Annotated in this window: 14 protein-coding genes and 2 pseudogenes; 4 read left to right on the top strand and 12 right to left on the bottom strand. The window is 70.6% G+C overall.

Translation table 11 applies throughout. The features are described from left to right. Positions 1-482: 482 nt before the first annotated feature. From AC5WS8_RS37870 to AC5WS8_RS37850, 5 genes are all read right to left on the bottom strand, one after another. Entirely contained in the window at positions 483-1085 is a 603-nt protein-coding gene (locus tag AC5WS8_RS37870) for a hypothetical protein (protein ID WP_496108030.1), read from the bottom strand. Next, positions 1082-2428, bottom strand: coding sequence for a DUF58 domain-containing protein (locus tag AC5WS8_RS37865; RefSeq protein ID WP_496108029.1), 1347 nt, complete (start codon positions 2426-2428; stop codon positions 1082-1084). Before AC5WS8_RS37865 ends, AC5WS8_RS37870 begins: the two co-directional genes overlap by 4 nt. After that, entirely contained in the window at positions 2425-3432 is a 1008-nt protein-coding gene (locus AC5WS8_RS37860) for an AAA family ATPase (RefSeq protein ID WP_496108028.1), read from the bottom strand. Before AC5WS8_RS37860 ends, AC5WS8_RS37865 begins: the two co-directional genes overlap by 4 nt. A gap of 65 nt (positions 3433-3497) precedes the next feature. Then, the gene (locus AC5WS8_RS37855) at positions 3498-3995 is read right to left on the bottom strand and encodes a hypothetical protein (RefSeq protein ID WP_496108027.1); all 498 of its coding nucleotides are present in this window, start codon (positions 3993-3995) and stop codon (positions 3498-3500) included. Positions 3996-4030: 35 nt separating this feature from the next. Continuing rightward, the gene (locus AC5WS8_RS37850; RefSeq protein WP_496108026.1) at positions 4031-5008 is read right to left on the bottom strand and encodes a DUF4129 domain-containing protein; all 978 of its coding nucleotides are present in this window, start codon (positions 5006-5008) and stop codon (positions 4031-4033) included. Positions 5009-5883: 875 nt separating this feature from the next. Here AC5WS8_RS37850 and AC5WS8_RS37845 point away from each other — a divergent pair. Then, a complete protein-coding gene (locus AC5WS8_RS37845) occupies positions 5884-6759 on the top strand; it encodes a tetratricopeptide repeat protein (RefSeq protein ID WP_496108025.1) in 876 nt (291 codons plus the stop codon). A gap of 905 nt (positions 6760-7664) precedes the next feature. Here the strand turns inward: AC5WS8_RS37845 and AC5WS8_RS37840 are convergent. Beyond that, entirely contained in the window at positions 7665-8051 is a 387-nt protein-coding gene (locus tag AC5WS8_RS37840; RefSeq protein ID WP_496108031.1) for a hypothetical protein, read from the bottom strand. A 176-nt stretch (positions 8052-8227) separates the two neighbouring features. On the opposite strand from AC5WS8_RS37840, the pseudogene AC5WS8_RS37835 reads away from it, so the two are divergent. Together AC5WS8_RS37835 and AC5WS8_RS37830 are read left to right on the top strand one after the other, a co-directional pair. Then, positions 8228-8413: pseudogene (locus tag AC5WS8_RS37835) on the top strand (transposase domain-containing protein); the annotation flags it as partial. Between the two features lie 75 nt (positions 8414-8488). Beyond that, a protein-coding gene (locus AC5WS8_RS37830) for an IS630 family transposase (protein WP_496108024.1) occupies positions 8489-9567 on the top strand; the annotation gives its coding sequence in 2 pieces (ribosomal slippage) (positions 8489-8969 and positions 8969-9567; 1080 coding nt in all). 34 nt (positions 9568-9601) lie between these two features. On the opposite strand, the gene AC5WS8_RS37825 is transcribed toward AC5WS8_RS37830, so the two are convergent. The 6 genes and pseudogenes from AC5WS8_RS37825 to AC5WS8_RS37800 all read right to left on the bottom strand — a co-directional run bounded on the left by AC5WS8_RS37825 (position 9602) and on the right by AC5WS8_RS37800 (position 14222). Next, positions 9602-10453 (bottom strand): hypothetical protein, encoded by an 852-nt coding sequence (locus tag AC5WS8_RS37825; protein WP_496108023.1) that lies wholly within the window; start codon positions 10451-10453, stop codon positions 9602-9604. After that, positions 10450-11253, bottom strand: a complete 804-nt coding sequence (locus AC5WS8_RS37820; RefSeq protein ID WP_496108022.1) for a hypothetical protein — start codon at positions 11251-11253, stop codon at positions 10450-10452. The genes AC5WS8_RS37825 and AC5WS8_RS37820 overlap by 4 nt, the downstream gene beginning before the upstream one ends. After that, positions 11250-12008, bottom strand: a complete 759-nt coding sequence (locus tag AC5WS8_RS37815; protein WP_496108021.1) for a hypothetical protein — start codon at positions 12006-12008, stop codon at positions 11250-11252. Before AC5WS8_RS37815 ends, AC5WS8_RS37820 begins: the two co-directional genes overlap by 4 nt. 127 nt (positions 12009-12135) lie before the next feature. Then, the gene (locus AC5WS8_RS37810; protein WP_496108020.1) at positions 12136-12300 is read right to left on the bottom strand and encodes a DUF397 domain-containing protein; all 165 of its coding nucleotides are present in this window, start codon (positions 12298-12300) and stop codon (positions 12136-12138) included. Next, positions 12282-12671 (bottom strand): annotated as a pseudogene (locus AC5WS8_RS37805) (DUF5753 domain-containing protein); the annotation flags it as partial. The gene AC5WS8_RS37810 and the pseudogene AC5WS8_RS37805, both read right to left, overlap by 19 nt. Positions 12672-12965: 294 nt before the next feature. After that, on the bottom strand, positions 12966-14222 hold the full coding sequence (locus tag AC5WS8_RS37800; RefSeq protein WP_496108019.1) for an IS1380 family transposase: 1257 nt from the start codon (positions 14220-14222) through the stop codon (positions 12966-12968). Between the two features lie 118 nt (positions 14223-14340). On the opposite strand from AC5WS8_RS37800, the gene AC5WS8_RS37795 reads away from it, so the two are divergent. Beyond that, positions 14341-14676, top strand: a 336-nt coding sequence (locus tag AC5WS8_RS37795; RefSeq protein ID WP_496108018.1) for a transposase, incomplete at its 3' end; no start/stop codon positions are given.

The following is a 14676-nucleotide window of genomic DNA, read 5'->3' as shown; positions in this document are numbered from 1 at the left end:
AACCCGACAACCGAGTTACACCACTGGCTGGACACACCCCCGCCACGGTCGGCCAGACGTAGAGACCGCCGGCACCGAATTTGCGCGGGGCAGGTCTGGGCCCGGTGCCGGCAGGCGCAGCCATCCGCCGCCTGTCGCAGGGCAGCACCGCGGTGGCGTGCGAGCCGGTATCGGCCGACGGCCGCGAGATGACCGAGGAACAGCAGCGCCAAGCGGCCGCGAAACTCCGAGGCGGCGCGGGTCTGCACGCCTCTCACCCGATGGCGGTCCTGCCGGGAGCGCAGCAGCATCCGCCCGTCCGCGTGCACGGCGAGCTGGGCGCGGTAGCCGTCATTCTCCAGAATTCGATGTGTCTCATGAGACGGGTTGGCAGTTGGCTTCTGGCAACGCGACCCGGCCCCCTGACAGTGAGATTCGGCCCCGCTTGACAAGCTTTGGGGTGTCGCCGAGGCAGGCGTCAAACCCACCAGTAGTGTCGGCGGTCAGCCGGGCGGGCTGCGACGGGCGCGCAGCGCCAGTACTAGGCAAACCGAGGTCGCGGCGATGGCGAGTGAAGCGGGCAGACGTGCCCATGAGGTGCCTGCGACCGGCGCCTGGGCGGCGAACAGTACCACTGCGGTCGCGGCGGCGGCCGCCAGTGCGGGTGTCGCCTGCGGGCGGCCGGGCGGGGCGGTGACACCGACTGTCCAGGCGTCGGTGACGAGCAGGTAGGCAATCAGCAGGGCGGCGATGCAGACGACCAGCCAGACCGCGGGGCCGGTGGCCGCGGCGACCGCGATCGCCGCGGCCGGCAGCACGGTCGTCCTGCGGCGGGCCGCGATAGTCCGCCAGCGCGTGGAGGTCAGGACGGGGCGGGCGTCGACCATCGGAGCGGCCCACCATGCGGCCGCCGCCACTCCGACCACCAGCCCCCTGACCGGCAGCGGTGCGTGCAGGGCGGCTGGTGGATTGCAGGCGGTGATGGCGAGGGCCGTTCCGAGCAAGCGGTCGGTGATGCGGGAGGTGAGACGTGCGGTGAGCAGGGCAGCTCGGCTGCCGGCCGGGCGCGGGCGTGGCCGGGCGATCCGGGCGGGGGCGGTGGTCATCGCCTCCCCCCGTGGATGCGGGTGCGCAGCAGCGGCGCAAGGGCGAGGTCGAGGGTCTCTCCGGGCCGGTGGGAGACGACCGCGATGCCGCGTTCCACCAAGGCGAAGCGCATGGCGTCGCGGTCAGCCCGCCACAGCCGCAGCGCGAGCTCACCCTCGATGTCGCCAGGTTCCACGACTGGGTCGCCGCTGGGGATCTCGACCACGAGCATCGGGTTGGCCCGTCCGCGCACCTGGTGCAGGATGTCGAGAATCCGCTGGTCGGTCAGCGGCGTGATGACGTATACCAGCGCTCCTTCGGGCAACGCGGGCGGTGGTAGCAGACTGATCCCCTCCGTACGGTACGCGCGGTCCTTGCGGACTTCCAGCACACTCTCGACGATGCGGTAGAAGTACCCCTGGCCGCTGCCCGGTTGCAGCCAGCGGGTCGCGCCACCGACCGACACGACGCCGACCCGGTCGTGGGTGCGCAGGTAGGCGCGGACCAGCCCGGCGGCAGTCCGGAAGGTCTCATCGAGCGAGGACGCGCCGGTGACCGGGTCGACTACGTCGGCGAGCACGTCCAGCAGCACCACGGTGTCGGCGGTGCGCTCCGCGGCGAACTGGTGGACCTGCAGGGTGCCGCGGCGGGTGGTGGCCGGCCAGTGGATCCGCCGCTGACGTTCGCCGCGCACATACGGGTGCACCCCGGTGACCTCGACGCCCTCGCCGCGCTGCACGGCGGTGTGCTCGCCGAGCCGTTGCGGCAGCCGGACCGGGATGGGCGTGAGGCCGGCGTGTCCGGGCCGGGGGAAGACGGCGACCTCTCCGAGTTCGGCCCGGACGGTGCGCCGGGCCAGCCCGCCGCGGTCGTAGACGTCAATATCGACCGTGCCGAGCGTCCAGCGGCCCCAGCGCTGCGCGGTCAGGACGAGATCGATGCGGTGCGGGCCGACCGCGAGGTGGTCGAGCCTGATCCCGTGGCCGAGGGTGACGCCGGGGTCCAGGCGGCCGGTCTCACCGTCGTAGGACACCGTGATCCGCACCGTCACCTGCTCGCCTTCGAAGCACCGCCGCGGCTCCACCTCGGCCTCGGCCATCACCGCCTCCGGGCGCGGCCCGCTCGGCAGGGCGAGGGCGAGCAGCACCAGGGGCGTGGCGGCGAGAGCAAGTACCCAGGGGCGGCCGGTGACCAGTGCGGCGGCCAGCGCGACGACGGCCAACGTGCCCAGCTGCAAAGCGCGTTCACCGGTGCGCCAGCCGGGCGGGGGCGGCGGCGGGGGTTGGGTGGTCACGTCGTGGCGGCCGTCCAGGGCACGTTGAATGGCGGCGGCCGCTCTGCGGTCCGGTACGGGTTTGGTCATGACGCGATCGGCGCGCGCGGCAAGGTCTGCGGGGCGTGCACGGATTGCACGATCTCGCGCATCACGTCGTCGCCGTCGATCTGCCGGACCCACAGCTCTGGTTTGAGGGTGACGCGGTGCGCCAGGGCCGGCACCGCCACGGACTTGACGTCCTCCGGGGTCACGTAGTCCCGCAGGTCCAGGACGGCACGGGCGCGGGCGAGCTGCACCAGGGCCAGGCCGCCGCGCGGAGAGGCGCCGACCTGGATATGCGGGTGGGCCCGGGTGGCGCGGACCAGCGCGACGACGTACTCCAGCAGCTCGTCGTCCACCTCGACGCGTTCGACGGCGGCCCGCATGGCCAGCACCTCGTCCGGTCCGCTGAGCGTGCGCAGCACAGCCTCGGGCGCCGCCCGATCGACACGCGCGCGCAGCATGTCTGCCTCCTCGGACGCCGCCAGATAGCCCATGCGAACCCGCAGCAGGAACCGGTCGAGCTGGGCCTCGGGCAGGGTGTACGTGCCCTCGTACTCGATGGGGTTGGCGGTGGCGACGACCACGAAGGGTTTCGGCAGCGACCGGGTACTTCCGTCGATGGACACCTGGGACTCGGCCATCGCCTCCAGCAGCGCGGCCTGGGTCTTGGGCGGGGTGCGGTTGATCTCGTCGGCGAGCAGCAGGTGGGTGAAGACCGGTCCGGGCCTAAAGACGATGTCGGCGGTCCGTTGGTCGTAGAACGGAGCTCCGGTGACGTCGGAGGGCAGCAGATCGGGAGTGAACTGGATGCGGCGGAAGTCCAGGCCGAGAGTGGTGGCGAAGGAGCGTGCCAGCAGCGTCTTCCCGAGTCCCGGCAGGTCCTCGATGAGGACGTGGCCGCCGGCGAGGATGCCGAGCATCACCAGCGCCAGCGGTTCCGCTTTGCCGACCACGGCCGTACGGATCTCATCGAGCACGGCTGCAGCCCTTTCGCCTGCCCGTCGGGGAGTCAGGGTGTGATGGTCGGGGGTCGGTTGTGGGCTGGTCACGGTCGGTTCCTCACGGGGCAGGGGTCGGGGTGCGCGGGCTGCGGGGTCGGCCGCAGCGCCACCGGTCACAGGGCTTCCAGGCGGTCGAGCAGGGAGCGCAGGACGGGCTCGGGGAGAGTGGGCTGCGGAGCGGTCGCCTCGGGATCGATCCACGGCCACAGCTCAGCTCCGACCAGGGCCCGGGCCCGCTGCGGGTTCCGGTACATCGACACGCTGTGCCGCTCGGCCAGCCGGGCGGCGAACAGCCGCTGCAACTGCGGCCGCATGACGGTGTCGAAGTGCGCTTCGCCGTCGTCCGCGAAGGTGTTGGCCACGATGCGCTGCCATCCGCCGAGAGCCGGGGCCCGGCTCGCCAGCAGGCGCACCGGTTTGCGATAGCCGCTGTCCTGGGCGGCGCCGCCCGCCGCATAGCGCCCCAGGGCCAGCGCGACTGCGGTGATGAGGGCGAGGCCGGTGGCGGCCGCGGCGGCACCGTCGGCCAGGGCGAGCAGCACTGCGGTCGCGACCGCGACGGTGCCCAGTACGGCCAGCGAGTGGCGTGTCGAACCGGGCGTTTTGAGCACGGAGTTGACGAGGGACCGTAACCGGAAAGGCGCCTTCACGAGGTACCCGTCACGGCTTCGGGTCCAGACGTCCGCGATCGCAGGCCGTCGGCGATCTCGGCGAGCGCGGCCGCGGCGCGGTCGCGGTGGCTGCCGTCCATTGGGTGCGTGGAGTAGCGGGCCTCGCGGAACAGCGCGGTGAGCACGGCGGCGGCCGTCGCCGTGGGCAGGCCGTCGGCGACGGCCCGCTCCAGCAGGTCCTGCGGGCTGTCCGAGGCGCGCCGTGTTACGCCGGAGTCGGCGAGCGACTCCTCCATGGCGGCATAGCAGGCGATGACGGATGCGCGGGCGTCGGTTCCGTCCAGCAGGGCACGGCGCCCGGAGTCCACGGCCTGGACCAGGCGTTCCTGCTCGTCGTCGAGTGTCGCGTACGTCGCCGGGGCTTCGGGTGCCGGCGGCCGGGTCAGATACCGCCACAGATGCAGCCCGGCGTTCAGGACGACCACGACAAGCAGGGCGATGCCGAGACCGAGCAGGATGCGCGTCAGCCCGAAGTGCGTGCTGTGGCCGGCGTGCCCGGCATGCTGTGAGGGTGGCGGGGTGGGTACCGGGTCTTGCCGCGGGCTGGGAAGCGGTAACGGCTCGTGGGCGGCCCCGTGGCTGCTGCCGGACGAACCGAACTGGTGCAGGACCAGGACGAGTACCGGGACGACCAGCGTCGCGGCCAGCAGGACGCGGCTCACGCCGTCAACCATCCGCTGTTCCACCGGGTCGAGTTCCGGGGCGGCGCCGACCTGTTCCTGGTACTTCTCGCGCAGTGCCAAGCCGCCAAGGAGTGACAGCAGGGCGAGGCCGACCACGAGGACGGGGTTGCCGCCGAGCGGCCCGCGGCCCTTGGCCAACAGGCGGGTGTCGGGGTGCAGCAGCAGTGCTCCCAGGGCCGCTCCGCCCACCACCAGCACCGTCAACGCGGCCTGCGCGGCACCGATCGCGCTGTGCCGCCGCCGCCCGTCTGCCACGTGCTGCAGCCTCACCGCCACATCCCTCCCGTGTGATCGGCCAGAACATGCGCGCCGTCCCCGGTCACCTGTCGCCGATCCTGGACTTGACGGAATCCTGACACGGCGAGGTGCGCCGCTTCATTGCCGACTTACGGCAATCCTTACGAACCTTTTCATGCCGTCTCTCGGCTACTACCGGGCGGGCATTCCGCAGTGGTGTCCGGCGTGAAGGCGACGCCTTACCTGTATGGTCCAGTCCTGGGTCGCCGACACCGAAGCAGCGCTCTCTCAGCCAGGCCCCTGCCGACAAGCCCCCGGTCGGCGTCCCGCGGCGCGGGTGGATCAGCCTGCCGGCCGCCCTGACCACACTGAAGTCCATAGACGACAGCCCGGCCTGCGTCTGCGCCGCGCCCCCGGCGAGCGAGCGGGGGTGTCATGCCTCCCGTGCTGCTTGCGCTGACTGAGCGTGAGCTCTCCCGGCGCCTCCGCGCCGATACAGTGCCATCGCTCCTCATGGCCCACGCGGTAAGCGGCCCTGTTCCGGCTCGGGGAGGAAAGCCAAGGCCCACGATCCTTCGGCAGCGGGCCTGTGCCAGGGGCCGGCCGGTCGGAAACAGCACCGGTCGGAACCGGCACCGGTCAGAACCAGGACCGGCCAGAACCAGCACCGGTCGGAACCAGCACCGGTCGGAACCAGCACCGCCCGGGACCGAACACCGTGACTTTCCCGGCCGGCGGTCTTCCCCGCCTCCCCCGCGCCCGGCCCTCCGTGTTCATCTGGTGAGCGGCACAGGCGGCCCGCTACGCTGGCCGGGCTGTGGCCCAGCGGTGGCGGGCGCGGCCGTACGCGCGGGTGGGCGACGGTACGTTCCGTGCGCCGACGACCACCGGAGAAGGGGGACTCCGCGATGACCCACCGTTCAGCCGGCCCGTCCGCCCAGGAGGAGAAGGCGGGCCTACTGGCGCGTCTGTGGAGGCGCCGTCAGCGGGGCCGCCAGGAGGACGAGCCGCTCCCGGAAGCCCTGGCAGAGTCGGCCAGGAAGGCGAAGTCGCTGCGGGAGCAGGCTGCCGCGTTGCACAGGGAGGGCCGGTACGAGCAGAGCCGGGACCTCTGCAAACAGGTCGTCGGGCTGTACCGGCAGCTCGCCGCCGAGCGCCCGGACCCGTACCTGATGAGCCTGGGCTCCACCCTGACCAATCTCTCGCTCGACCTGGAAAAGGGCGGACGGCTCCAGGAGGCGCTCGCCGCGGCCGAGGAGGCCGTCGCCGTCCTGCGCCCGCAGGTGGAGTCCGGATGGGAGGACTGCCTGCCCGAGCTGGGCCGCGCGCTGGACCAGCTCGCCGCCTGCCTGGACAGCCTCGACGAGCGGAAGGCGGAAGCCCTGCCGGTGGCCGAGGAGGCTCTCACGATCCGGCGCCGGCTCGCCATCCGTTCCGCCACCTATCTGCCCGGCCTGGCCGCCAGGTGCGACAACCTCGCGCGGCTGCGGGTCGCCGCCGGCCAACGCGCGGGGGCCCTCAGCGCGACGGCCGAAGCCACCACCGTCTACCGGCAACTGGCGGAGGAACAACCGGAGAAGTACCGCCCCAAGCTGGCCCGGGTCCTGTACGAGTTGGCAGCGGGCCTGAGGGAAGCGCGACAATGGACAGCGGCGCTCGTCGCAGCCGAGGAGTCCGCCGAGATCTACCGTGCCCTGGCCGCAGACCAGCCCCACGTCCACCAGTCGGACCTCGACGGAGTGCTTCGACTGGCGCAGTGGCTCAAGGAGCAGAAGGAGCGATAAGGCCCCCTCCGGCACAGCACTCCTCCCCGCACGCCGTCGGCGTTCTCGTCGCGGGGCGGCAGGCGGAGACTTTCGGGCGGACCGGCGGCGGTGGATGTGGGCCCGCGGCCTCTCTCCGCCGGCACCGTCACGCCTCCCCGACAAGGCCAACTGCCTGCCGAGAGAGACCAGCCAGGTCATCCAGCGCCGCCGGCGCTTCGACCGGGCGGCCTGCTGCTGGACATCCACGGGTGGCGGACCGAGGAAGTCGATGACGGCGTGGCCCTGTCCGCCGAGCTGTCGCGGTGGCCGGCGTGCGCCCTGTACGACCCGCGCCCCGCCCGGCGCGCACGCCCGGCCGGATGGTTAGCTGCCGTTTCCACTACTCCGGAGACATGCCCTGACCGCCGTGTTGGGCCCGCCCTGGTCTCGGCCAGCGGTCGCGGCCAGCGATTCCGGCACGCTGTAGCAGGAGCCGCTCTGGATCACGGCGCGGGCGAACAGACCGCGGGAGCCGGGGGCTTATCTCGGGTGGAGATTGGGCGTCAGGCATGTCAGGCAAGCAGCCCCGGGAGTCCGTGCTTGCAAGTAGCCGAGGAATCAGGAACGTTCGGGACGTTCATGAAGCCGGCTGGCAGCCTCTCCGGGCCTTGTACTGAACCGAATACGGTCCGCAAATCGGCAGGAGATGCGCCGCAGGCAGGAGGCGACGGTGGCCGACACGCGATCCTGACAGCCCGTCGTCGGCCGGAATGAATGCAGCGCCCCGAGGGGGTCACGTACGGCTTGGGCTGCCAGGCCTACACCGCTTTCACTGAGCCCGCGCACCTGATGCTCACCCCCTGGCAAGGGCCCCGGTAGATCCAGTACAGGCCCGTTCTCGTCGACGGATGCCTCGCCGGCACCGGACTCAGGAAGGAGAGTTTCTAGGCTGGTCGACCTCCGGCACGTCCCCACTGGGCCTCATCCCATTCCACGTATTCTATCTGGACGCCACCTGGCAGCTTGGCAGTCAGGTTCCTGCCAGTGGGAACGGCCTGCGGACCACGCACGATCTGTGCTCCGGTCCGTGTGAGCAGCGCATGGCACTCGTCGAGGTCATCGATGATGAGCGTGGCCACTGTCGCCCTGTAGGGCTCCAGTACTTGGTCATCGCCCGCCACCACCAAAACGCGGCCGACCGTGGCCAACTCCAAGCCGTTCGGCATCGTGAAGCGGGTGCTGATCGGCTCACCCGCAACCGTGGCGAGCGGAGCCAGCACCGCATCCAGGTCGTTGGCGTAGGCGCGGGCGTAGGTACGGAAGATGCGCATGATCACCAACAAGGTGTCCAGAGACGCAGATATTCCCCCAAGGCCGGGTAGTTAGCGTATTTCCGCTGGTGGCAAGGGAGTTCGGTGTCGGGTAGGAACGCGGGCAACGGGGCCGCGTTGGTCAGGTAGTCCGCCAAGACTTCCGGCCGTTGAGGAGCCCCGTTGCCCACGCGTCATTGTGCCTGCCACCCGGTCTGGCGAGGGTCACCCGTGAGTTCACCGTGGCCGAGGGCCGGTTCGCGCCCGGTCATCTCGGCGAGTTGACGCAGGTCATACCGTTCGACCTCGTCGATGCCGTTCTGGATGAAATCCGTTGCGTGCAGCGTCGGTTACGGGATCTACCCTCGCGGGTCGGGGTTTACTGACTTCGGCGTCGTAGGGTCTGGGTCTTCGTCGGACCTGGTGACGGCGTGCGCCTTGGCTGGTACGCCGGAGGTATGCGGTACGCAGATGGGGGCGGGCTGACCGCCGAGCAGCGCAAGCGCCGCGAAGAGGTACGGATGCAGGCCGTCTACCTCTTCGAGGAGGATGCGAAAGTCCCGTGCATCGCCCGGGAGTTACGGGTGAGCGAGAAGTCCGTCTACCAGTGGCGCCGTGCCTGGAAGGCGGGCGGGCGGGAGGCCCTGCGTTCCAAGGGGGCCCCGGGCTACGACTGCCGACTCGGCCCCCACAAGCAGGCCAGACTCGCCGCCTGGCTGGACGAAGGACCGGCCGCGCACGGCTGGACGGACGACCAGGTGTGGACCGCCGCTCGGGTGCGCACGCTGATCGGGCGGAAGTTCCATGTCTCCTACAGCGTCTGCGGGGTGACCCGGCTGCTGCACCGGATGGGCTTCAGCGTGCAGATGCCCGCCCCGCCCGCCGCCGAACGCGACGAGGATGCGATCACCGCATGGCGGGAGGCGACCTGGCAGGAGGTAAAACCCTCCGGGCGGCGACCGGCGCGTTCGTCTGCTTCGAGGACGAAGCGGGCGTGAGCGGCCGTCCGCCCAAGGGCCGCACCTGGGGCCGGCGCGGGATCACCCCGACGGTGCGCGTTTCGGGGCGCAGCCGGGGCCGCCTGTCGATGGCCGGGCTGCTGTGCTTCAGGCCTGGCCTGCCCGCCCGCCTGTGCTACCGGCTGCGCCGGCACACCGGCCGCAGGGGCGAGCGCCGCTCGCTCGGCGAGAGCGACTACATCCGCCTGCTCGACGGCGCTCACCACCTGCTCAAGGCCCCGCTGATCGTGGTGTGGGACCGGCTGAGCACCCACATCTCCAAGACGATGCAGGCGCTCGTGGCCGAGCGGGAATGGCTGACCGTGGTCCTGCTGCCCGGGTATGCCCCCGACCTCAACCCGGTCGAGGGCATGTGGGCGCACATCAAACGCAGCCTGGCCAACCTGGCCGCCCGCACCCTCAGCGAACTGGAGACCCTGCTCCGCAGGCGGCTCAAGGCGCTGCAGTACCGGCACAGCACCCTCGGCGGATTTCTCGCCGGGACGGGCCTCACTCTCGACAGACCAGACGGACCCTAATACGCCGAAGTCAGTAAACTTCACGGCCTTGTGGCTAACCGAGCAGCTCGCTCTGCAGGGCGATCGTCTGCTGGAAGGGCACGGCCTTCGCCCCGCCCTTCCTGGATTGCACGATCATCGCGACGGTGTCGCCGGCGGACAGGTACGCCTCGCGGACCTGCTCGGCGCCGTACGGCTTGGTCTCCGCGAACACCTGGTGCTTCACGTTCTCGGACCAGGCGGCGACCGGGTAGTCGTCCCTGGCCACATCGGCGGCACCCCGCACGGCGTACCGCGGGGCAGCGTAGTCGATCAATTCCCTGCTCATGACGCGGTCCGCGACGATCGCGGTGTCGAACTGCAGCAGGTAGATCCGCGTGTGCGTGCCATCCGGGGTGTTCCAGCCACGGGCGGTGACGTGGCGCAGGGCGTAGTCGGTCAGCAGCCCTCCGAGTGCATCGCGGTCGCCCTGGCCAGCGAACTCCGCGAGGAAAGTCCGCGTCGGCAGCCAGCCGTCCGTGCCGCGCAGCGCCGCGTCGGCCGTCGCACCCTTGGGGGCGGGCAGGAGGAGGGCCCGCAGGTCGGCGTAGTGTGTCCCGGCGACGTTCCCCTCGGCGAACGGCCCGGGGCTGCCGGACGGCAGCGGCGGCTTCACCAGCCGCGCGTACTGCCAGCGCCCGTCCGAGGCGGTGGCCAGCCCGGGGAGGTCGGTGCGCTCCGGCCGGGTGATGCCGTACGCCGTCGCACCCCCGGCCACCGCGAAGACGGCCACCGCGGCGGTCCAGCGCAGGAGGGCGCGCAGGGCGCGGCGCTCCTTCTTCAGCGGGGGCGGTGCGAGGGGCGGTGTTCCGGGCGCCGACTTCACCACGACGTGCTGCTCCTCGGTCCGCTCTGTCTGTTCGGTCATACCGCCTTCCCCGGGTCCACGATGCGGTCGAGCTGGGTGCGCAGCAGCAGCGCGGCCGCTTCGGTGTCCATCGGTCTGACCGCGAACGCCGTCGCCGTGACGAGCACGTCGCCCTGGTACGCGGAGCAGAACATCATGTCGAGCTTCTCGCCCGCCTCCGTCGGCGGCAGGAAGCAGTGCGCGTTCTTGTGGCCCCGGATCGCCGGGCCCTTCCGGAAGACGTCTAGGGCGCTCAGGAACTCGTTCTGGAACGTCGAGATGTCCCGTACCGCCGCCCGGTCCTCCAACTGCGTCAGGACGACGTCCATGGTGAACCCCTTGTCCTTGCTGAAGTAGCTGCGCAGCGCCATGCCCGTGGTGTGCTGACCATCGATCAGTTTCTCCAGCCGCAGCCGCTGCGAGCTCGGCAGCGCGCGCAGGGACTGCTTGCGCAGGGCGGCGGCCTCGTCTCCGCTCAAATGTGCGTCCGCGCCGTACTGGTCGATGTCGGGGCCACGGACCAGGCCGTCGGTGCCGTACGGCACGAGCATGCCGGCGAGCCCGGACACGGAGGCCGGTTTCGCCTTCGATTCCTTCTGCTCCGCCGGGAGCTTCCAGGTGGGCGCGCCCGCGGTCCGGTCAGCGCCGCTGACGGTCACTGCGGTGTACCCGACGCCGGCGACCAGCCCCGCGGTCAGCAGGACGGCGCCGGTGACGGCGGCGACCCGGCCACGGAGTACGGGGCCCCGGGCCGGAGGCCCGTCGGGCGGGGTGACAGTCACTACCGCGCCGGGCTGGCTGTTCTCGCTGTCGTCGTTCACAGCCGCGCCACCTGCCGCTTCGCCAGGTCCATGATCTTCTCCTCGGAGACGGGCTTCGTGTCGTCGATCCAGACCTCCACGGCGATGTCACCGCGCCAGGCGTGCGCCTCGGCCGAGTACATGCCGGACTCGGGATCGGGCCTCATGTGGACGTACGCCCGGCCATCCTCCGTACCGGGTATGGCCCAACTGCGCGTTCCGGGCCGCTGCTCCGCCCAATGGCGACCGTCCTCGGCGGAGTTGACGGCGCCGAGCCATTCCTCCTGACGGTACTGGACAAGCCTGATCTCAACGCTGCACGTGTCGTCCAGCCGCCAGGTGGTGACGGCGGCCCGGCGGAACTCGGCACGGGTCTCCTGCTCGAACGCGCCGGCCGGCCGCTTGAACGTCTCCGCGTACTCCGCGACGCTCATCCAACCGTCGTGCCCCGGCTCGAACAGGGGGTCCTGTGCGCCGCTCGGCCGCTTGAGGAGCAACGCGCGCAGGTCGCCGTCGGTCCGGACCCGGTGGTCCTGCGCGGCGGCCAGCGGCTCCGGGCCCTTGCCTTCGGCCTGGGTGAGCACGGGCTGCGACAAGGGCGGCAGCGCGGTGGGCTCGCGGCCCGCCTGGACCACGTAACCGGTGCAGGTGCCCGCCACGACGCCGAGCACGGCGGCCGCGGCGATCAGCAGGGTCGTACGCCCGCTGCGGCGTACGTCGGACGGACCCGGATCAGGCACCGGTTCGGGCGCATCCGCAACTTCGGGCAACTCCAAGACGTCTCCTCGTGGAAAAGCGACGCACGGATCGGCATCCGTGCGCACAGGAGACTCATGGGCAGCGGGCGGGGTTGCTCAGGAGTTGATCACGATTCGGTGCACTCGACCACGTCGATGAAACGGGTCACGCGGCGGGCCAGAAGAGGAGGGTTCCGCGGGAGGGCGCCTTGCTGTCGCGCACGGGGACCACAGAGGGGAAGTCGGGGGCGATCTCGACACAGTTGCCTCCGTCCGGGTTGCTGTAGGAGCTCTTGCGCCACGTCGCTTCACTCAGGTCGATGGCTCGCACGGCACTTCCTCCACCATCCGCAGGACGAACTTGCGCGACTCGGCCGGGCGCAGAGCCACGTCACGCATCGAATCGTACGCACGCTGCAAAAACTCAACTGAGCCGTTTTCTTTGATCAGTTCACCGCGGTACACATTCTCCGTGTACGCCACCGGCTTCCCATCCAGCAACCGCAAGAACATCACCGCGCTGCTCACCAGCCCGTACAGCCCGGAGCTTTGCGGCAGCACCTGAATGGTGATGTTCGGGCGCTCCGACGCCTCCAACAAATACTCCAACTGCTCCCGCCACTCATGCCCCTCGCGCAGCACCGCCTCCGCGAGAAGGGCACGGAATGGGGGCGCTTCGTCACCATCCAGCAGCTTGCGTCGCCAGTAGGGTGACGGTATTCAGGGCGAGGTTCAGACGTCGTTTCCTTGGCGTGATCGTCGTTGAGCCGTGCATGACGGATCTGATTGAGCGATTGGCCTCGATCCGTCAGGTGGGGCTTGTCGTTTTTCGTCTCGGCGGTTCGCCCGTAATGTCCTCTGCCGTTCGGGGGCGGGCCGTCGCGTGACGCTGCGGGGTGCGCCGGGGTTCCACGTCTCCCGGGGTGGTGCGGTCCTCTCCCCTCCGGTTCTCGTTGGGGTGGGTGCTGGTGGGTCAGGTGGCGGCTGGGAGGTCGGTCAGCCGCCGCCAGGCGGTGGTGAACGCGTTCGCCCAGGGCCAGGTGTGCTCGATCCGTAGCCATCGGCGGCGAGCGTGGTTCGCGAGGCGGGCCGGGAGGGCAGGTTGTGCAGGCCCATCGCCTTGTTCGCTTTCACCTGGTCCTCGACCACCGCGTGGTGGCGGTGCAGGACATCCAGCCACTGGATCTGATGGGAGCCGGGAACCCGGGCCATCCTGGAGATGTTCGTCGCCACGATCGAGTACTTCCAGCCGGTCTTCTTCTCGAACGCAGTGAGGTCCTTCGTGTGCCGGCCGGACGGCTTGACCCGGCGGACGATCAGCCGCATCCCCTTGATCCAGCCCTCCCGGCGGTTCAGCCCGCTCAACTCGGCCACGAAGTAGCCCTCCTGGAGGCTGCCATCCTGCTTGATCGAGGTCTCCCAGGCCCTCTCGGGCAGGCGGGCGATGGCCTTCTCGTCCTCGTCGGTGATGGTCCAGCCGGTGGTGAAGCGGACCGTGCGCCGCATCGTGTTCAGATCCCGCAGATGTTCGTGGAGGCCATGGGTGGCGCCCGCGCCGTCCACGCGCACCAGGATCTTCGCCGTCGAGGCTTGGGGGATCTGGGCGAGCGCCTCACGCAGCACCCGGATGTGGTCGGCCACCGTGTTCGAGCCGGCGTTGCCCGCACGCAGCAGCATCGCCAGACACTCGCCGGTGTTCGCACACCACGCAGCCAGCGGATGGAACCCGAACGACTTCTTCCAGGTCGCCGCGGCGCCCTCCTTCTTCGATGCCGCCGTGATGATCGTGGCGTCCATGTCGATCACCACCCAGCGGTGCAGGTACTTCCCGGCGATCGTCAGCCACGGAAACCCGCCCGGCCGCAGGTGCAGCAGGCTCCAGACGTGCCGACGCACCCGGGCCCGCACCCAAGCGATCTTCGCCAGGACCTCGGCGTCCATCGCCGCCAGCGTCCGCCGGGTCGTCGAGTCGGACACCGCCGCCCCGAACAAGCCCTGGTGGTGGGCCTGCAACTGCTCGGCGTCCGACAGGTTCACCGCCCCCAGCACGATCGCCACGGCGAGCTGCACGACCACCACCGCCCGATCCCGCCAGCCGGTCCCCGTCCCGGCGGGCAGCACGGCTGCCAGCGCACTCGTCAACCCCGTACGGTCGGCCAGCCGGCGCAGCAGCACCGCTCCGGCATGCCCGATCAGCCCCTTGCCGTCGGCGACCACGGACAACCGCCGGTCCCACCCTGTAGGCTCGCTCACCAGATTGGTGCCCTGACTCTCGCAGCGGATACGACCTAGACACTCGCATCCTTGCAGGTCAGCGGCACCTTTCTGCTACCGAGGCGTCAGATCACCCAATTCCGCTGAATACCCAGGGTTGGTGCCGGTTGAGTTGTGGAGGCTGTTCCGGCGGGTGGTTCCGCCGACGGAGGTCATACGTCCGCAGGGCGGCGGCCGACGGCGGGCGGGTGACCGCGAATGCCTGGCGGCGATCATCTTCGTGGCCACCTCGGGGTGCACCTGGCGGCAGTTGCCCCAGGTGTTCGGACCGGCCTGGCCGACGGTCTACCGGCGTTTCGCCCGGTGGAGCCAGGACCGGGTCTGGGCCCGGCTGCACCGCGTCCTCCTGGACGAGCTCGGCGCCAGAGGCGAGCTGGACTGGTCGCGGTGCGCCATCGACTCCGTCAGTCTCAGGGCCGCAAAAGGGGGCCAC

Source organism: Streptomyces sp. PTL18 (assembly GCF_059510295.1).
The sequence above is the reverse complement of the archived record's forward strand: the minus strand, read 5'-3'. Positions and strand labels throughout refer to the sequence as shown.